This window comes from Nocardia rhamnosiphila NBRC 108938, from assembly GCF_000720425.1.
Lineage (GTDB): Bacteria > Actinomycetota > Actinomycetes > Mycobacteriales > Mycobacteriaceae > Nocardia > Nocardia rhamnosiphila.
Genome location: NZ_JOAJ01000006.1, coordinates 101,769 through 119,696, shown reverse-complemented (window position 1 = coordinate 119,696; position 17,928 = coordinate 101,769). Strand labels below are relative to the sequence as shown.

At 69.1% G+C, this 17,928-nt stretch carries 17 protein-coding genes; 9 read left to right on the top strand and 8 right to left on the bottom strand.

The window, feature by feature from the left end:
* Positions 1-147 precede the first annotated feature (147 nt).
* The 5 genes from IG75_RS0121390 to IG75_RS0121370 form a co-directional block, all read right to left on the bottom strand.
* On the bottom strand, positions 148-888 hold the full coding sequence (locus tag IG75_RS0121390) for a 16S rRNA (uracil(1498)-N(3))-methyltransferase (protein WP_030523160.1): 741 nt from the start codon (positions 886-888) through the stop codon (positions 148-150).
* 5 nt (positions 889-893) lie between these two features.
* Positions 894-2,051, bottom strand: a complete 1,158-nt coding sequence (dnaJ, locus tag IG75_RS0121385) for a molecular chaperone DnaJ (RefSeq protein WP_030523161.1) — start codon at positions 2,049-2,051, stop codon at positions 894-896.
* A 298-nt stretch (positions 2,052-2,349) separates the two neighbouring features.
* Positions 2,350-3,381, bottom strand: coding sequence for a heat-inducible transcriptional repressor HrcA (gene hrcA / locus IG75_RS0121380; protein ID WP_030523162.1), 1,032 nt, complete (start codon positions 3,379-3,381; stop codon positions 2,350-2,352).
* A gap of 220 nt (positions 3,382-3,601) precedes the next feature.
* Positions 3,602-4,810: a radical SAM family heme chaperone HemW gene (hemW, locus tag IG75_RS0121375; RefSeq protein WP_030523163.1), complete on the bottom strand. Its 1,209-nt coding sequence runs from the start codon at positions 4,808-4,810 to the stop codon at positions 3,602-3,604.
* Between the two features lie 24 nt (positions 4,811-4,834).
* A complete protein-coding gene (locus IG75_RS0121370; protein WP_030523164.1) occupies positions 4,835-5,263 on the bottom strand; it encodes an SgcJ/EcaC family oxidoreductase in 429 nt (142 codons plus the stop codon).
* A gap of 197 nt (positions 5,264-5,460) precedes the next feature.
* Here IG75_RS0121370 and IG75_RS40905 point away from each other — a divergent pair, with 197 nt between their 5' ends.
* The 6 genes from IG75_RS40905 to IG75_RS0121345 all read left to right on the top strand — a co-directional run bounded on the left by IG75_RS40905 (position 5,461) and on the right by IG75_RS0121345 (position 11,183).
* Positions 5,461-5,553 carry an Ms4527A family Cys-rich leader peptide gene (locus IG75_RS40905; RefSeq protein WP_356956453.1) on the top strand — a complete coding sequence of 31 codons (93 nt, stop codon included), beginning with the start codon at positions 5,461-5,463 and terminating at the stop codon, positions 5,551-5,553.
* 127 nt (positions 5,554-5,680) lie between these two features.
* A complete protein-coding gene (locus IG75_RS0121365) occupies positions 5,681-7,414 on the top strand; it encodes a nitrite/sulfite reductase (RefSeq protein ID WP_030523165.1) in 1,734 nt (577 codons plus the stop codon).
* A complete protein-coding gene (locus tag IG75_RS0121360) occupies positions 7,411-8,175 on the top strand; it encodes a phosphoadenylyl-sulfate reductase (protein ID WP_373863751.1) in 765 nt (254 codons plus the stop codon). Before IG75_RS0121365 ends, IG75_RS0121360 begins: the two co-directional genes overlap by 4 nt.
* Positions 8,172-9,104, top strand: a complete 933-nt coding sequence (cysD, locus tag IG75_RS0121355) for a sulfate adenylyltransferase subunit CysD (RefSeq protein WP_030523167.1) — start codon at positions 8,172-8,174, stop codon at positions 9,102-9,104. The genes IG75_RS0121360 and cysD overlap by 4 nt, the downstream gene beginning before the upstream one ends.
* 1 nt (position 9,105) lies before the next feature.
* On the top strand, positions 9,106-10,434 hold the full coding sequence (locus IG75_RS0121350; protein ID WP_030523168.1) for a sulfate adenylyltransferase subunit 1: 1,329 nt from the start codon (positions 9,106-9,108) through the stop codon (positions 10,432-10,434).
* The gene (locus tag IG75_RS0121345) at positions 10,434-11,183 is read left to right on the top strand and encodes a sirohydrochlorin chelatase (protein WP_036514834.1); all 750 of its coding nucleotides are present in this window, start codon (positions 10,434-10,436) and stop codon (positions 11,181-11,183) included. The genes IG75_RS0121350 and IG75_RS0121345 overlap by 1 nt, the downstream gene beginning before the upstream one ends.
* Positions 11,184-11,308: 125 nt before the next feature.
* Here the strand turns inward: IG75_RS0121345 and IG75_RS0121340 are convergent, their stop codons facing one another.
* Positions 11,309-12,106 carry an HAD family hydrolase gene (locus IG75_RS0121340; protein WP_030523170.1) on the bottom strand — a complete coding sequence of 266 codons (798 nt, stop codon included), beginning with the start codon at positions 12,104-12,106 and terminating at the stop codon, positions 11,309-11,311.
* A gap of 83 nt (positions 12,107-12,189) precedes the next feature.
* A complete protein-coding gene (locus IG75_RS37445; protein WP_051714783.1) occupies positions 12,190-14,253 on the bottom strand; it encodes an Hsp70 family protein in 2,064 nt (687 codons plus the stop codon).
* A gap of 604 nt (positions 14,254-14,857) precedes the next feature.
* Between IG75_RS37445 and IG75_RS0121325 the strand changes: the two genes are divergently transcribed.
* A complete protein-coding gene (locus tag IG75_RS0121325; RefSeq protein ID WP_030523171.1) occupies positions 14,858-15,823 on the top strand; it encodes an Lrp/AsnC family transcriptional regulator in 966 nt (321 codons plus the stop codon).
* A gap of 71 nt (positions 15,824-15,894) precedes the next feature.
* Here IG75_RS0121325 and IG75_RS0121320 read toward each other — a convergent pair whose 3' ends face one another.
* Positions 15,895-16,098 (bottom strand): winged helix-turn-helix transcriptional regulator, encoded by a 204-nt coding sequence (locus IG75_RS0121320; protein ID WP_030523262.1) that lies wholly within the window; start codon positions 16,096-16,098, stop codon positions 15,895-15,897.
* Here IG75_RS0121320 and IG75_RS0121315 point away from each other — a divergent pair.
* The gene (locus IG75_RS0121315) at positions 16,083-16,931 is read left to right on the top strand and encodes an NAD(P)H-binding protein (protein WP_030523172.1); all 849 of its coding nucleotides are present in this window, start codon (positions 16,083-16,085) and stop codon (positions 16,929-16,931) included. The two genes, IG75_RS0121320 and IG75_RS0121315, sit on opposite strands and share 16 nt — an antisense overlap.
* A 274-nt stretch (positions 16,932-17,205) precedes the next feature.
* Positions 17,206-17,916 (top strand): hypothetical protein, encoded by a 711-nt coding sequence (locus tag IG75_RS0121310; RefSeq protein ID WP_156059063.1) that lies wholly within the window; start codon positions 17,206-17,208, stop codon positions 17,914-17,916.
* The last annotated feature ends 12 nt before the right edge of the window (positions 17,917-17,928 follow it).

The following is a 17,928-nucleotide window of genomic DNA, read 5'->3' as shown; positions in this document are numbered from 1 at the left end:
TGCTTTCCGGTCTCGGAGCTGCGGTGACGCGCCGCTGGTAAAGATGGGTGCGAATGCTGTCGCTGGCACGAGTCTAACTCCCGGCCCCGACACGTCCCAGTGGAATTCCGGCCGACCACGGCGTAGCGGACCGCTACGACCGGCTGTTCACCAGCGGGTGGTGAGCGCCCCCAGCGCCCCGAGCGCCACCGCGGCAGCCGTGGAGGTGCGCAGCACGGTGGGTCCGAGCCGGACCACCTCGGCTCCCGCCGCGCTCAGAGCGGTCAGCTCGGCGTCGTCGAGACCGCCCTCCGGGCCGACGATCAGCGTGATCGCCGCGGCGGTGCGCCACGGCAGCTCGGTGAAGGCACCCCCGCCCGATTCGTGCAGGGCCGCCACCACCGCGCCCTGTGCCGTCGCCGCACGCACGGCGTCCACCACCTCCGGCGTCCGGTGCAGGGCCGTGACCTCGGGGATGTAGGCGCGGCGGGACTGCCGGGCCGCGGCCTTCGCCGCCGACCGCCATTTGGCCACGCCCTTGTCCGCTTTGGCCTCCCAGTTCGAGACGCAGCGCGCGGCCTGCCACGGCACGATCACATCCGCACCGGCCTCGGTCATCAGCTCGACGGCCAGCTCGGAACGCTCCGACTTCGGCAACGCCTGGACCACGGTGACCGCCGGCGACGCCGGCTCGGCGCGGCGACGGTCCCGGACCAGCAGTTCGAGCCGGTTCTTCTGCGCGGCGACGACTTCCGAATCCGCGAGCACACCTCGGCCGTCGGAGAGCGTGACGGGTTCGCCGGCCCGGATCCGGCGCACCGTGGCCGCGTGCCGGCCCTCCGCGCCGTCGAGCACCGCGACGGCGCCCGGTTCCGGGATCTCGTCCAGGTAGAAGACCGTGGCGGCCATCGAGGTCAGCGACCGCTGAACGACGCGCGCAACCGGGCGAACAGGCCGCTGTTGTGCTCGGACTGCGCCGACATCACCTCGGCTTTGTCCTTGGCCCGCAAACCCTTGTACTTGCGCAGCAGATCGGTCTGCTTACTGTCCAGCTTGGTCGGCACGACGATATCCAGGTGCGCCATCAGGTCACCGCGGGAACTGGAACGCAGCCGCGGCATACCGTGCCCGCGCAGCACCGAGATCTCCCCGGGCTGGGTACCGGGACCGATGGTCAGTTCGGTGGGACCGTCCATGATGGTGTCGATCACCACCGTGGTGCCCAGTGCCGCGTCCACCATCGGAACCCGGACGGTGCAGTGCAGGTCGTCACCGTCGCGAACGAACACATCGTGCGGCTGTTCCACGATCTCCACATACAGGTCGCCGGCATGCCCGCCACCGGGGCCGACCTCACCCTGCGCGGCCAGGCGCACCCGCATCCCGTTGGCCACCCCGGCCGGAATCGGGGCCGCGATCTCCCGCCGCGCCCGCACCCGGCCGTCGCCGCCGCATTTGTGGCAGGGATCCGGGATCGTCTCGCCGGCACCACGGCAGGTCGGGCACGGACGCGAGGTCAGTACCTGACCGAGGAACGATCGCTGCACCGACTGCACTTCACCGGCGCCGCCGCAGGTCTCACAGCGCACCGGGCTGGAGTTGCCGTTGGTCCCGGCGCCCTGGCACAGGTCGCACAGGATCGCGGTGTCGACGGTCAGATGCTTGGTGACTCCCACCGCGCATTCGGCCAGGCTCAGCCGGGTCCGCACCAGCGAATCCGCGCCCGGCTGCACCCGTCCACGCGGTTTGCGGGCGCCGGTACCGCCGCCGCCGCTCATCCCGCCGAAGAACGCCTCGAACACATCGCCCAGACCGCCGAAACCGGCACCGCTGAAACCGCCGGCGCCGCCACCGGCGTCCAGCGGGTCACCGCCCATATCGACGATGCGGCGCTTCTCCGGATCCGACAGCACCTCGTACGCCGCGGAGACCTCCTTGAACCGGGTCTGCGCCGCTTCGTCCGGGTTCACATCGGGATGCAGTTCGCGAGCCAGCTTGCGATACGCGCGTTTGAGCTCTTGGTCGGAGGCGTCCCTGCCTACACCGAGCAATCCGTAGTAGTCCCGTGCCACTTGAGTTCTCTTAGTCCTTGGTCGCTGTCCACGGCTCCGGCTTCCCACGACCGGCCGCGTGGCTCCTGATGGATTGAGCCGCCCGCCCGTGAGCTTAGTCGGGTCGACTCAACTTTATCTCGGCGGAGAACACGAGCCTAACAGCGAACCACGCAAGCCCCCTTCCGCGGCGGGCAAGCCCGCACTACCGGCAGTCGAAATCCACCGGCCGCGCCCCGGTTGCGCAGGCACCCGGTGCCGAGCCTTACGAGGCCCTCAAAGGGTCGAGGCGCCGAAGGCGCCGCAAATAAGCACAGGCCTACCGTTCGGCGAGGACCTCGCCGATATAGCGGGCGACCGCCGCCACCGAGGCGATGGTGCCCGGGTAGTCCATCCGGGTCGGGCCCAGGACTCCCATACCGCCGAGGACCGCGCCCGCGGCGCCGTAGCCGGTGGTGACGACGGAGGTGCCGCGCATCTCCTCGACCTGGGTCTCCTCGCCGATCCGCACCGTCACCATGCCGGGCTGCTGGGCGGCGGCCAGCAGTTTCAGGACCACGACCTGCTCCTCCAGCGCCTCGAGCACGGTACGCAGGGAGCCGTGGATGCCGAAGTCGCCGGCATTGCGGGTGAGATTGGCGGTGCCGCCCAGGACCAGGCGTTCCTCGGGATGTTCGACCAGCGTCTCGACCATGACCGTCGAAACCTTGATCAGCACGTCACGGAGTTTGGGCGGCGCCTGCTCGGGCAGTTCGGCGACGGCGGCGGAGGCCGCGGCGAGACGTTTGCCGTCCATGGCCGCACCCAGCATGCCGCGCAGCGCGGCGAGATCCTCGTCGTCGACCACGGTGCCGAGTTCGACGATGCGCTGGTCGACGCGGCCGGTGTCGGTGATCACCACCAGCAGCAATCGCGCGGGATTGAGGGCCACCACTTCCAGATGGCGCACGGTGGACGCGGAAACGGTGGGGTACTGGACGACCGCGACCTGGCGGGTCAGCTGAGCGAGTAGGCGTACGCCGCGACGCAGGACATCGTCGAGATCGACCCCCGATTCGAGGAACTGCATGATCGCCTTGCGTTCGGCGACCGACAGCGGTTTGACCTCGGCGATCCGGTCCACGAACTGACGGTAGCCCTTGTCGGTGGGGATGCGGCCGGAACTCGTATGGGGCTGGGTGATGTAACCCTCGGCTTCCAGGACCGCCATATCGTTGCGCACCGTCGCGCTGGAAACGCCCAAATTGTGCCGTTCGACCAGGGTTTTCGAACCGATGGGTTCCTTGGTGGAGACGTAGTCGGCGACGATCGCTCGCAGGACCTCGAAGCGCCGATCCTCGGTGCTCGACATCGACCCCACCTCCTAGCTCCGCTGCGCGTCGAGGTGGTCGCCCGGCGCACCGCTACCTGTGAACCCGGCTCACATACCGCTGGGTTCGTCACCCAGTGTAATTGCGCCCGACGGATTCACCCGGTGCTCGTCACCGAACGCAAGTCTGCGTCGCGGGTGCTCGAACAAGATACACAGCAGGCAGCCGACCGTCCGGTCGATGATCCGTCCCGAACGGCGCTCAGCCGACCAGACCCCGGACCACCCCGTCGGCCAGCAATCGCCCGCGGTCGGTGAGGATCAGCCGGTCGTCCACGATGGTGACCAGCCCGTCGCCCGCGATGCGCCGGGCGGCGGCGTTCCCGTCCGCGTCGAGATCGGCCAGCGGCAGCCCGGTGCGCAGGCGCAGGGCGAGCATGACGCGTTCGAGGTACCGGTCGGCGGCGGTGAGGTCCTCCCAGTCGGCGGCGGGCAGACCACCGTGGGCGACGCGGTCGGCGTAGCGGGCCGGATGCTTCACATTCCACCAGCGCACGCCGCCGAGGTGGCTGTGTGCGCCCGGTCCGGCGCCGAGCCAGTCGCCGCCGTCCCAGTAACCGAGGTTGTGCCGGCAGCGTGCGGCGTCGCCGGAAGCCCAGTTCGAGACCTCATACCAGGTGAGGCCGGCGGCTTCGAGTCGTGCGTCGATCCGCTCGTAGCGGGTGGCCAGCACGTCTTCGTCGGGTGCGGGCAGTTCGCCGCGGCGCACCCGGCGGGCCAGGGCGGTCCCGTCTTCGACGATGAGCGAATACGCCGACACGTGGTCGACCCCGGCGTCCAGTACCGCGTCCAGGCTGGCGTCCAGGTCGCTGTCGCGTTCGCCCGGAGTGCCGTAGATGAGGTCGAGGTTCACGTGGTCGAAGCCGGCCGCTCGTGCCTCCCGGGCGGCGGCGACCGCCCGGCCGGGCGTATGGGTGCGGTCGAGCACGGCCAGCACATGCGGGGCCGCCGATTGCATCCCGAGCGAGACACGGGTGAACCCGGCCGCCCGGATCTTGTCGAAGAACGCCGGCGAAGTCGATTCCGGATTCGATTCGGTGGTGACCTCGGCGTCCGGGGCGAGGTCGAATTCCGCGCGGATCGCGTCGAGCACGGCCGCGAGCCCGTCTCCACCGAGCAGCGAGGGGGTGCCGCCGCCCACGAACACCGTCGCCACCGGGGGCGTCGCGGTGGGCAGCGCGGCGAACTCCCGGGCGGCGGTCGCCAGTTCCGCGCGCAGCCCCTCCGACCAGGACTTCGTGGACGCCGAAGTGCCCAGTTCACCGGCGGTGTAGGTGTTGAAATCGCAGTATCCGCAGCGGGTCGCGCAGAACGGTACGTGCACGTAGATCCCGAAGGGACCGCCGCCGAATCCACGCAGCACCGGAGCGGAGGCGTCGGTGTGCGAGGTGGTGGTGGCGGCGGTACTCACCCCTCCAGTGTGACCGGGCGCGGATCAGTCCTCGACGATCGGGGTGTTCTGGTTCGCGGTGAGAAGCCAGTGGCCGTCCTCCTTGGTCATGACGTACATCGGGGTGCCTTCGCTGTCGAGGTCGCCCGCGGTGGTGAAGTAGCGCTGCCGCACCTTCACCGCGGCCACATCGGGCCGCAGGAACAGGATGTGTTCGACTTCATAGGTGGCGTGGCCGTGCGCGGTCGCCCCGGGCAGCACCCGGGCGGTGAACTCGGCGACGGCCGCCCGCCCGTAGAGCCGCGCGCCGTGGCCGGTGGTCCAGATCGCGTCGTCGCGGAAGAGCCGGGTGAAGCCGTCGACGTCCTCGTCGCGCTGGGCGCGCGCCACGGCGGCGACCACGGCGTGGAGGGCGGCGATCTCGGAATCGGTATCGGCGGGATGGTGACCGGTATGCGCGGTGTCGATCGTCATGACCCGAAGCCTGCAACCTCGAGCGAACTCGAGGTCAACCCCGCCCAGCCCATGGGACGCATCCCCGGATACCCCACCAGAGAAAATATGACGGCCGTCACAAATAGACTCGCGGAACCAGGGAATTTCCCGCTTGTTCGCGGGAAATACTGGTAGGGCGGTCGGAACGCGGGGTCCGGCATGGCACAATAGGTCGCATGCGCGCATTCGGAGTACGACTTGTGGCACGTCGCCACGTCGACTACAAGCGCGTCTGCAGCGCCTGTTGTCTGCCCGGTTCCGCCCGGTAGCTCAGCTGCGCCCTCTCCGGATTTCCGGCGATTCCCCTTCGAGGATTTCGGCCCGCTGACACCGCGGGCGCGAGCCAGTCCCTCGCGCCTTCAGCCCGGATGTACGACCACAAGCAGGAGCCACTTCATGACGTCGAGCACCGACGCCGATCCCACCGCGAAGCCCGAGGCCCCCGCCGAGCGGCCCACCCGCGCCCGTACCGGCAAACCGGTGCGCCGCCGCGCCGAGGGCCAGTGGGCGCTCGGCTATCGCGAACCGCTCAATCCCAACGAGCAGTCCAAGAAGGACGACAACCCGCTCAACGTCCGCACCCGGATCGAGAACATCTACTCGAAGAACGGTTTCGACAGTATCGACAAGGGCGATCTGCGCGGCCGTTTCCGCTGGTGGGGTCTCTACACCCAGCGCGAGCAGGGTTACGACGGCACCTGGACAGGCGACGAGAACACCGACCTGATCGAAGCCAAGTACTTCATGATGCGGATCCGCTGCGACGGTGGCGCGCTGAACGTCGCGCAGCTGCGCACCCTCGGCGGTATCTCCACCGAGTTCGCCCGCGATACCGCCGACCTCTCCGACCGTGAGAACCTCCAGTACCACTGGATCGAGATCGAGAACGTCCCGGAGATCTGGCGGCGGATCGAGAGTGTGGGCCTGCAGACCACCGAGGCCTGCGGCGACTGCCCGCGCGTGGTGCTCGGCTCACCGCTGGCCGGGGAATCACTGAACGAGGTTCTCGACACCACGCCCGCGGTCGAGGAGATCGTGCGCCGCTACATCGGCAAGAAGGAATACTCCAACCTGCCGCGCAAGTTCAAGACCGCTATCTCCGGTCAGCAGGACGTGGTGCACGAGATCAACGACGTCGCGTTCATCGGCGTCGAGCATCCCGAGCACGGGCCCGGTCTGGACCTCTGGGTCGGTGGTGGACTGTCCACCAACCCCATGCTGGCCCAGCGGGTGGGCGCCTGGGTTCCGCTGGACGAGGTGCCGGAGGTCTGGGAGGCAGTCGTCTCGCTGTTCCGCGACTACGGGTATCGCCGGCTGCGCACCAAGGCGCGACTGAAATTCCTGATCAAGGACTGGGGTATCGAGAAGTTCCGCCAGGTGCTCGAGGACGAGTACCTGAAGCGCAAGCTGATCGACGGCCCGGCGCCGGAGCAGCCCAGCCGCCCCATCGACCACGTCGGCGTGCAGCGGCTGCGCAACGGACTCAACGCGGTCGGCTTCTCCCCCATTGCCGGACGGGTCTCGGGCAGCGTCCTCACCGCGGTCTCCGACGCGGTCGAGCGCGCCGGGTCGGACCGGATCCGGTTCACGCCCTACCAGAAGCTCATTGTGCTCGATGTGGCCGACGACAAGGTCGATCAGCTGATCGCCGAGCTGGAACCGCTGGGCTTGCAGGCGCGTCCCTCGGCCTGGCGGCGCAACCTGCTGGCCTGCAGCGGGATCGAATTCTGCAAACTGTCCTTCGTCGAGACCCGCAAACGCTCCCAGGTGCTGGCGCCGGAGCTGGAACAGCGGCTGGCCGATATCAACGCCGAACTCGACGTCCCGATCACCATCAATATCAACGGCTGCCCGAACTCCTGCGGCCGGTCGCAGATCGCCGATATCGGTTTCAAGGGCCAGCTGGTCGACGACGGCGCCGGGAATCAGGTGGAGGGCTTCCAGGTTCATCTGGGTGGCAGCCTCGGCCTGGACAGCGCCTTCGGACGCAAACTGCGCCAGCACAAGGTGACCAGCGCCGAACTCGGTGACTACATCGAGCGTGTGGTCCGCAATTTCGTCAAACACCGCGACGGCGGGGAACGGTTCGCGCAGTGGGCCGTTCGCGCCGAGGAAGCCGATCTGCGATGAAACCCGCGAGCGTTGTGACGGGAGAACCCACTGTGACCACTGAGCAGAAACAGCTGCCCACCAAACTGAGCGCCGATGAACTCCGGGCGCTGGCCGAGCGCGGTGCCGCCGAACTCGGCCCGGACGCCACGGCCGACGAGCTGCTGCGCTGGACCGACGAGAACTTCGGCAGCGGCTATATCGTCGCCTCGAATATGCAGGACGGGGTGCTGGTGCAGTTGGCCGCCCAGGTCCGGCCGGGTGTTGACGTCCTGTTCCTGGACACCGGCTACCACTTCGCCGAGACCATCGGCACCCGGGACGCCGTGGAGGCGGTGTACGGGGTGAACGTGGTCAACGCCCGCCCCGAGCAGACGGTCGCCGAACAGGACGCGCTGCTGGGCAAGGATCTGTTCGCCCGCGACGCCAACGAATGCTGCCGGCTGCGCAAGGTGGTGCCGCTGCGCAATTCGCTGGCGCCCTACAACGCGTGGGTCACCGGCATCCGCCGGGTCGAGGCGCCCACCCGGGCCAACGCCCCGCTCATCTCCTTCGACGAGGGCTTCGGGCTGGTGAAGATCAACCCGATCGCCCCCTGGTCCGACGAGGAGATGCAGGACTACATCGAAAAGCATTCGATTCTCGTCAATCCCCTGGTGGAGGAGGGATATCCGTCCATCGGCTGCGCTCCGTGCACGCGGAAGCCGGAGCCGGGTTCCGATCCGCGAAGCGGCCGCTGGGCCGGCCTCGCCAAGACTGAATGCGGGTTACACGCCTCATGACCGAAGCCATCACCACCGAACGTTCCGTCGGCCTCTCCGATTTCGACACTCTCGCCGCGCTGGAATCGGAAGCAATCCATATCTTCCGTGAGGTCGCGGGCGAATTCGAACGCCCGGTCATCCTGTTCTCCGGCGGTAAGGACTCCACCGTCCTGCTGCATCTGGCACTGAAGGCCTTCTGGCCGGCGCCGCTGCCGTTCGCGCTGCTGCACGTGGACACCGGGCACAACTTGCCCGAGGTGCTCGAGTTCCGCGACCATGTGGTCGAGAAGTACGGCCTGCGCCTGCACGTGGCGAGCGTGGAGGACTATCTCGCCGACGGCCGGCTCGCCGAACGCCCGGACGGTATCCGCAACCCGCTGCAGACCGTACCGCTGCTGGACGCCATCACCGAGAACCGCTTCGACGCGGTCTTCGGCGGTGGTCGCCGCGATGAGGAGCGCTCCCGCGCCAAGGAGCGGATCTTCTCGCTGCGCAACGCCTTCGGCCAGTGGGATCCCAAACGCCAGCGACCCGAGCTGTGGAACCTGTACAACGGCCGGCACGCTCCGGGCGAACACGTTCGCGTGTTCCCGCTGTCGAACTGGACCGAACTCGATATCTGGCGCTACATCGCCCGCGAGGACGTGGACCTGGCCACCATCTACTACGCACACCAGCGGCCGGTGTACCAGCGCGACGGTATGTGGATGACCCCCGGTGTCTGGGGTGGTCCGCGCGACGGCGAGGCACTCGAGACCCGTTCGGTGCGGTACCGGACCGTCGGCGACGGTTCCACCACCGGGGCCATCCTGTCCGACGCCGCCGACAACGAGGCCATCCTGGCCGAGGTCGCCGCCTCCCGGCTGACCGAACGCGGCGCGACCCGTGGCGACGACCGGGTCTCCGAAGCCGCCATGGAAGACCGCAAACGAGAGGGTTACTTCTGATATGTCCGACCTATTGAGGCTGGCCACCGCCGGTTCTGTCGACGACGGCAAGTCCACTCTGGTCGGACGCCTGCTCTACGACACCAAATCCGTACTCGCCGACCAGATCGACGCGGTGACCCGGGCGTCGGTGGACAAAGGCCTGTCCACCCCCGACCTGTCGCTGCTGGTGGACGGTCTGCGGGCCGAACGTGAGCAGGGCATCACCATCGATGTCGCCTACCGGTACTTCGCGACCCCGCAGCGGTCGTTCGTGCTGGCCGATACCCCCGGTCATGTGCAGTACACCCGCAACACCGTGTCCGGCGCGTCGACCGCCCAGCTGGTGATCCTGCTGGTGGACGCACGCAAGGGCGTGATCGAGCAGACACGGCGGCATGCGGCGGTCCTGGCGCTGCTGGGTGTGCCCAAGCTGGTACTGGCGGTGAACAAGATCGACCTCATCGGCGGGGACGAGCCCAGCGAACAGGGCCGGCAGGCCGCGGCCGCCAAGGTCTTCGCGGAGATCTCCGCGGAGTTCTCCCACCTCACCCGGACCCTCGGCTGGTCGGACGAGGATGTCCTCGAGATCCCGGTGTCGGCGCTGCACGGCGACAATATCGCCGCCCGCTCCGACAAGACCCCGTACTACAGCGGCCCGTCGCTGATCGAACACCTCGAATCGGTACCGGTGGACGCGGACAACACCGGCGAACACGCGGTGGGGCTGCGCTTCCCGGTCCAATACGTCATCCGGCCGCGGACGCCGGAATACCCGGACTACCGCGGTTACGCGGGTCAGATCGCGGCGGGCTCGGTGGCCCCCGGCGACGAGGTGGTGGTGCTGCCCTCCGGTATCCGCACGACCGTCGAACGGATCGACACCCCCGACGGCGAACTGGCCGTCGCCCAGGCCGGCCGCAGTGTCACGCTGGTGCTGACCGACGAGGTCGATATCTCACGCGGTGACACCATCGCCTCACCCGGCGACGCGCCGGAACCTGTCGATACCTTCGACGCCACCGTGTGCTGGCTCGGTGACAAACCGCTGCGCCCCGGCGCCCGGCTGCTGCTCAAGCACGGCACCCGTACCACGCAGGCGATCGTGGGCGCGCTCACCGAACGTTTCGACGAACAGCGCCTGACCGCCGAACCGAACCCGGAAACGCTGTCGCTCAACGATATCGGCCGGATCTCGGTGCGGGTCGCGGAGGCGATCGCGGCCGACGACTACCGGACCAACCGGCATACCGGCAGTTTCCTGCTCATCGACCCGGCGGGCGGGAACACGCTGGCGGCGGGCCTGGTCGGGGATGTGCTCACCGCGGTCGAGGTCGGAACCGAGGCCTGATGCCGGGCGGCCCCACGTTGGTAGCGGTGGCGCACGGCAGCCGGGATCCCCGGTCGGCCGCCACCGTCGCCGCGCTCGTGGACCGGGTGCGGGCCGCGCGCCCCGGGACTCCGGCCCACCTCGCCTTCCTCGACCTGAACGCGCCCTCGGTCGGGCAGGTACTCGACTCGGTCGCGGCCACCGGTGAAACCGCCGCGGTGGTGGTCCCGCTACTGCTGGGCAGCGCCTTCCACGCCCGCGTGGACCTGCCCGCACTGCTGGCCGGGGCCACCGCCCGCAACCCGAGGTTGCGGCTCACCCAGGCCGAGGTGTTCGGCGCCGACCCGCGGCTGATCGAGGTGTTGTACGAGCGGGTGCGGGCGGTGCGCGAGCGGCACGGCTGGGACGGCCCGTCCGCACGGCTCGGTATCGCCCTGGCCGCCGTCGGCTCGTCCGCGGCGGCAGTGAACCGCCGGACCGCCCGGCTGGCCCGCCGTTTCGCGGACCGTACCGGCCATCCCACCGAGATGTGCTTCGCCACCGCGGAACCCTCCCTCGCGCAGGCTACGGCACGACTCCGGGCCCGCGGCGCCGACCGCGTGCTCGTCGCTCCGTGGTTCCTGGCGCCGGGCCTGCTCACCGACCGGCTACGTGACCAGGATCCGCTGCTCCCGCACGCCGAGGTCCTCGGCCCGGACCCGGCGCTCGCCGAGATCGTCTGGGATCGCTATGACGCCGCGCTCGCGGGCGCACTGCCACTGTCGGCCTGAGGTCGGCCACTACTACCGGGCCACGCACACCGCCGCCGTGCGTGGCCGGCCGATACACAACACGGCCGGCCTCCCGGATCACCTGCCGAACCGTCACATCGCCGGCCGAACCCCAGGGACCGAGTTCAGAACCAGCGCTCCAGCACCGCGGCCACACCGTCGGCCGCGACATCATCGGTGACCTCGTCGACGAGACCGTGGAGTTCGACCGGCGCGTTCGCCATGGCCACCGAATGCCCTGCCCAGGCGAACATTTCGCGGTCGTTGAAACCGTCCCCGATGGCCAGGGTGGCCTCGCGCGGGATATCGAGCAGGCGGCGCAGATGTTCCAGCGCCCACCCTTTGGAAATCCCGTGCCGGGAAATGGTGAGCCAGGGGCCGAATTCGCCGTAGACCCAGCTGATCTCCGGTAATGCCAGTCCTTCCAGCAGCCGGTGCATCTCCTCCGGGGCGCCCTCGGGCCACCAGCAGTTCAGGCGCGGCGTGGGTTCGCTGCCCAGGGTGAGATCGTCGACCACCACGTAGTCACCACCGGCGTAGTACTCGCCAGGACTCATTCCGGTGGCCCAGAATCCCTCACCGACCCGTTCGGCGGTGAAGATCATGTCCGGGAACAGCCGGCGCAGCGCGGTGACCGCGGGCGCGGGATCGAAATGGTGCACCGACACCGGAAGGGCCTGCTCGATATCGATGTGGACGGCGCCGTTGGAGCAGATGGCGTGCCCCTGGACGAGGCCGAGTTCGTCGAGTACCGGCCGGGTCGAGATCACCGTCCGCCCGGTACTCACCACGACGTGCGCGCCGGACCCGACCGCCCCGCGCACGGCGGCGGTCACCCGGGCGCTCACCCGGGTGCCGGTTTTCAGCAGTGTCCCGTCCACATCGAGCGCGATCAGCCGCGGTGGGCCCCCGTCAATGTCCACCTCATCGATTGTGCCGTGAATCGACGCCGGACCGCACCGGGATTTCCGGTACGGCTCGGGCCGGTCGGGCGTGACCCGGCGCCTCAGCGGTGTGATCCGCCCCGGGAGGACCCGCCGCGCGAGTTTCCGCCGCGGGAGGACCCACCGTCGCCGCCGGAATTCGAGCCCTTGGACTCGGACCCGCTGCTGTGCGAACCACCGGCGGAATCCGAACCACCGGCGGAGGCGCCGGAATCCGAACCCCCGCCGCCCCAACCCGAATGCCCGCCGAAACCGTGCGAGCCGCCGAACCCACCGGAGTCACCGGATCCACCCGAGCCGGAGGAATCGGATCCGGAATGGCCGGAGGAGGTTCCGCCGGGGTCGGCACCGGACCCGGCGCCCCCACTCTCCGTGCCGCCGGAGCCGCCCGGAACCGCCGGGCCGTATCCACTCCCACCGTTGTCACCCGACTCCGCTCCGCCCGAACCCGGACCACCGCCGCTGTCATCACCCGAGCCGGCGCCTCCCGGACCGTATCCACTGTTGTCGCCCGGGCCGGCCCCTCCCGGTGCGGTCCAGCCGCCACCGGGGAGACCGCCGGTCCGGTCGCCACCGGCGGGATTGTCGCCGGAGCCCGGTGTCCCGATACCGGGCCACCATCCGCCGGCGCCGCCGGGATCGCCACCCCCGTCGGCCGGACCATCGGTATCCCCGCCCGGTTCGCCCACCACCGGCGGATCACCCGGTTCCGGGTCGCCCGGTCCGTCGTCACCGGGCGCGGGTCGATCAGGGCCCGCGCCGGTGTGCGGTGGAAGCACGACACCGCCGGGCCCGAACGGCGGATGGCCGAATCGCGCGGGATCATTTTGCCGCGGCGGGGTTTCGGGGTGTTCGTCCTGGCGGGTGTGGTGGGTTCCGGCCCCGGCGTCCGCGGGCCCTTCGGGATCCGACTTCGCCGGAGCGGGTGCACGACCGGGCATGGGCGGCCCGTACGGCCGTGTCGTCGCGGCGGGTGTGATCATCGCGGGGGCGCGCAACGGCGCATAGGACACCGTCCATCCGGTGTCCGATCGCTCCACCCGGGCCTCACCGTGGATCTCGAACTGCACCGCCCCCGGACTCTGCAGCGGGACCCGGTCCTGGTCGAGATGTTCGGTATCCGCCGGGCCGCTGCCGAGGATGGTGGCCGCGGACATGGCGACCGCCGAGAAGAGGGCGGCGCCGGAGAAGATCGGCGGATGTTTCACCCCGTGCGCGACCGCCGGTGCCACGCTCTCCGCGGCCATCGCGGCGGCACCGAGTGCGACGCACTGCCCCGAATCGGCGGCGACGGTCACCGGCAGGCCCAGTTCGGCAAGGGTTTCGGCCACCTGCGGAGGTCGCGCGGCGCCGCCCACCACCAGCACCCGATCGATATCGGAGAGCGCGACACCGGCCGCGCGCACCGCGGCCCGGACCACCTCCAGGGAATCCCGCACGTGTTCACGCCGCAGGCCCTCCGGGTTCACGAAGGACATGAGCGATACGGCACCGGTACCCGGTTCGACCGGCCCGATGGCCCGATCGCCGGCACAGCGCGCGATCATTGCGCCCAGGGGCCGGGCGCCGAATTCGTAGGACCGTACCGCGTTACCGACCACCGGATGATCGGGCCAGTCCGGCCCGGTCCGTACCACGGCGACATCGAGACTGTTCCCGCCCAGGTCGTAGACCAGGACGAACCCGGCATCCAACGGCCCGTGTTCGGTATCGAGCCAGTGCGCGGCGGCCACCGGCTCCGGGACCAGCTCGACGTGACCGACCCCGGCGAGATCCAGGCTCTGCCGCAGGAGGCCGAGTTGTTTGCGGCTGTACCCGGCCGGGTGGGTGACGACCACACCGGCCGCCGGTTCGGCGGTCACCAGACCCTGGACCACCGAGGCGAAGATGGTGGCCGGCGACCAGATCCGCCCGTCCACGTACACCGATTCGGGATTCCGGCCCAGATCGGCGAATTCGTTGATCGCCGTGGAGAACCGGGTGATCCCCCCGAGTCTTGCGGTGCCCCCGCTGTCGAATCCGACGGCGGTCCGTCGAGTACGGACCACCGGCCGCGCGTCCTGCGCCCCGACCCGCGCCGAGACCACGTTCACCGTACCGATGCTGATACCCAGCCCAGAAGTCATCTGCCATCCCGTCAACGCACCGTGACCACGTCCTCGAAAGAGCCATGGGCGCGGTCGTCTTCCAAACAGCGACCACAGGTTAGCTGGAACATCGTCCGAACATCGAATAATCGAGAAGTAATCCGAAGTTACGGAGCGGCTTTCCCGCGACGGAGCGGCGTTACATGCCGGCCGGAGACGACATCCAGATCCGGGAAAATAGCCATTGATCAGCTCATATATAAGAGCATAGCGAGGCTTTCGATATCCTCCCGTCCCGATGGATTCGTAAACCCCGGTGACGCAGCGTCGATCGAGCTCCCGCCCTACCCGCCGGTAACGGATAGGTAGCCGTATCGCTCGAGCATTAATTGACCGGAATAGCGTCCGTGCAAATACTTTTCGGGAAGCGCGCCCCTTATCGTCACGAGTCGGCCGGCCTCGGTCCGATCCGTTGTGCCAGCGGGTGATTCGCACTCACTCCGTAGCCGTGAAGAAGTGCCTCGCACCGTAGGCGCCACACGCGAAGACGAAGAACCTTTCCCCGGGGGCCGGGTCGCGATTCCCGCCGCACCGACCATCCAGCGGGCGTGGACGATATCGGCGAGCGCCCTATCCTGATCTGGTGGAATCGGTCATGCTGGACACGCTCGACCAGTGCATGCTGCACGCCCTGCAGATCGATGGGCGCGTGCCGTTCAGCAGGATCGCCGCTGTTCTGGATGTCTCGGACCGAACCGTCGCCCGCCGTTTCGGCCGGCTCCGGGCCGCCGGCGCCCTCCGCGTCAGCGCCGTACCGCACAGCCATCTCGCCGCGGACACCCAGTGGCTGGTGCGCCTGCGGGTCCACCCCCGGGCCGCCGCCGGCGTGGCGCGAGCGCTGTCCGGCCGCCACGACACCGCCTGGGTCACCGAACTATCCGGCGGCACCGAGATCGCCTGCCTGTTCCGGGTTCCCGGCGACGGTGCGGCACCGCTGGCAATGCTCAGCGCGCATCCCGGCATCGTCGAGGTGACCGCCCAGCGCCTGCTACGCCATCTGATGGACCGCCGCTGGCGCGGCCGTATGTCCGCGCTCACCGAGCGGCAGCTCGCCGGGATATACCCGGCCGATACCGCGGCCCCCGATCCGGTTCGGCTCACCGATCTGGACCGCAGGCTCTTCCGCACCCTGTCCGGCGACGGGCGGACGGCCTACGCGGACCTGGCGCGGCACGTCGACTGGTCGGAATCCGCGGTGCGGCGGCGAGTGACGGAACTACGAGCCGCCGGGATACTGCTGTTCGACGTCGAAGTGGAGCCCGCGCTGTTCGGCTTCTCCGCACAGTGCCTGCTCTGGCTTTCGGTCACCCCGTCGCAACTGAACGCAGTCGCCGCGAGCCTGGCCGCGGACACCGAAACGGCCTACCTCGGCGCGATCACCGGCAGGCACAATCTGCTCGCCGTCACACTCAGCCGCGATGCCGACACCATGTACAGCTATCTGAGCGAGCGGATCGGGAGGCTACCCGGAGTCGAGCGGGTCGAGACCGCGCCGATCACCGCGTACACCAAACGGTTCGCCCCGGCCCGCGTGAGCCGAGTGAGCTGACCGGCGCCACGCGCGGTACCGGTGATGAGAATATGGCGTCGCGCCGAGCGCTGCGGTGAACCGCCGTGCCGTCAGCTCCTCCGGTCGTGGCGGCGCTGGGCGGCCACGACATCGACCGTGTGCAGGCGGATCCAGTCCAGGAATTGTTGCATCGGCACGGTGAGACCACGGCCGAGGTCGGTGAGCTCGTAGCTGACGCGCGGCGGCGTGACGGGTTCGACGGTGCGTGCGACAAGCCCGTCCCGCACGAGTGTGCGCAGTGTCTGCGACAGCATCAGTCGTTTTCGGGGCCAGGGGAAATGTCGGCCGCCACGTCGCGGCGGCACTCGTAGCGCAGCACGGACCGGTCCGCCTGACCGGCCGGGCACCCGACCCGGCGGGCTTCCCACCGGGCGCACAGGTCGTGGCGGCCGATCTGGAGCACTCCGAAACACTGCCCGCCGCACTCGAAGGCGCGGAACGCGTATTCCTCTATGCGATACCGGACGGAATCGAAGAATTCGTGGCGGCGGCCGAGACCGCCGGGGTCCGGCACGTGGTTTTGCTGTCGTCCGGGGCCGTCCTGCAGAGCGAGGCCGACCAGAACCCGATCGCCCGAGCCCACCGCATTGTCGAAGCCGCCCTGGAGAAGTCGGATCTGGCGTGGACGTTCATCCGGCCGGGCATGTTCGCCACGAACGCACTGTGGTGGTGGCAGCGGTCGATTCGCGAAGAGGGCAGGGTCCGGATGCCGTATCCCGAAGCGCGGACGGCGCCCGTCCACGAGCGCGATATGGCGGCACTGGCGGTGACCGCATTGACCGAGCCGGGTCATCGGCGCCGCGCCTATTCGGTGTGGGGGCCCGAGGCGCTGACCCTGCGGCAGCAGGTCCAGCGCATCGGTGCGGCCATCGGCCAGGAGATCGCCGTCGAGGTGGTCTCCGCCGACCGGGCCCGCGCGGAACTGAGCGAGACCATGCCCGCGATCGGCGTCGAGGCCGTCCTGGCCGGATGGCTGGCGGGAACAGAAGCGCCGCCAGCGGTATCGACCTTCATCGAGGAGGTCACCGGCCGCCCCGGGCGCACTTTCGCGGATTGGGCGACGGACCACGCGCACGACTTCCGCTGACCCCGCCCGAATCCGGACGCCGTGCGGCACCGGCGGCGGGAAGACTACTCCGCAACCACCTGCCGACGGCGCACGCGCTGGATCCCGCGGCACAGGAGAAGTAGTATCCGCGCGGCGGCGCGGTCTTCCCGAACGCGTCCGAACAGGCTGTGCGACAAGGTGTTTCGTGATGCGCTACACGTCTTCCCGCTCGTGGAATCCCGGCTCCGGACCGGTATGTTCCCGATGACCGCTGTGGTCGGTGGTCGTCGGGAATCGTCAGGAGAGGACCTTCGTGGTCGATCGGCCGTACCGGCTCGAAGAACTGCTCGAGAAGTTGAAAGGCATCACGCGAGGAATCGCCCACATATTCGAGGGGCCCACGCGCAAGGCCTGCGATACGGCACGCGCGGCGAGCGACAGGATACCCGGCGCCGGTCGCGCGGCGATCGCGGAGCCGGGCACCGAGTCCGGCAGTCGCCGCGGAGACGCCGATCTCGAGGGATCGCCGGACGCTCGGCCGTCGGTACACGACCTGAAGCGTCACGCCTACGAGTTGTACGACGAATTGGCCGCGCGCCTACACGAGAAATGGCGCGCGGAGCGATTACGCGAAGAGGGGGGCGCCGATCGACCGCCCAAGACGGTCGAACACGATCTGGAGTGGATCGCCGAACACGGCACCGATGAGGTGTACCTCGTCGGAACCGCCTATCACGACCTGCCCTTCGACTACCGGCGGGAAAACTACGAGTCGGCGAAGGTAGCCACCGATATCGTCCTCGACGGTCACCTCGCCGGTCGCGACCTCGGCACCCCCGAGTTCATGGAGACCGCCGCCGAATACGTTCATATTGCCTGGCTGGAACGAAATCACGAGCACGCGCCGGCCGATCAGAAGTTGCCCTACGACCGGCTCACCGAGGACGAGAAGGAAAAGGACCGGGTGGTCGTGCGCGCGGCGCTGGAGCTGGTGCACGAGCGACTCCGCGGCGGACCACGATAAGGGTGGCGTGGT

Coding starts and splice junctions, on each gene's coding strand:
- IG75_RS0121390 (WP_030523160.1), bottom strand. CDS start 888: ATGGCCGCCACGGTCTTCTACCTGGACGAGATCCCGGAACCGGGCGCC.
- hrcA (WP_030523162.1), bottom strand. CDS start 3,381: ATGTCGAGCACCGAGGATCGGCGCTTCGAGGTCCTGCGAGCGATCGTC.
- IG75_RS0121370 (WP_030523164.1), bottom strand. CDS start 5,263: ATGACGATCGACACCGCGCATACCGGTCACCATCCCGCCGATACCGAT.
- IG75_RS40905 (WP_356956453.1), top strand. CDS start 5,461: ATGCGCGCATTCGGAGTACGACTTGTGGCACGTCGCCACGTCGACTAC.
- IG75_RS0121365 (WP_030523165.1), top strand. CDS start 5,681: ATGACGTCGAGCACCGACGCCGATCCCACCGCGAAGCCCGAGGCCCCC.
- IG75_RS0121360 (WP_373863751.1), top strand. CDS start 7,411: ATGAAACCCGCGAGCGTTGTGACGGGAGAACCCACTGTGACCACTGAG.
- cysD (WP_030523167.1), top strand. CDS start 8,172: ATGACCGAAGCCATCACCACCGAACGTTCCGTCGGCCTCTCCGATTTC.
- IG75_RS0121350 (WP_030523168.1), top strand. CDS start 9,106: ATGTCCGACCTATTGAGGCTGGCCACCGCCGGTTCTGTCGACGACGGC.
- IG75_RS0121345 (WP_036514834.1), top strand. CDS start 10,434: ATGCCGGGCGGCCCCACGTTGGTAGCGGTGGCGCACGGCAGCCGGGAT.
- IG75_RS37445 (WP_051714783.1), bottom strand. CDS start 14,253: ATGACTTCTGGGCTGGGTATCAGCATCGGTACGGTGAACGTGGTCTCG.
- IG75_RS0121320 (WP_030523262.1), bottom strand. CDS start 16,098: ATGCTGTCGCAGACACTGCGCACACTCGTGCGGGACGGGCTTGTCGCA.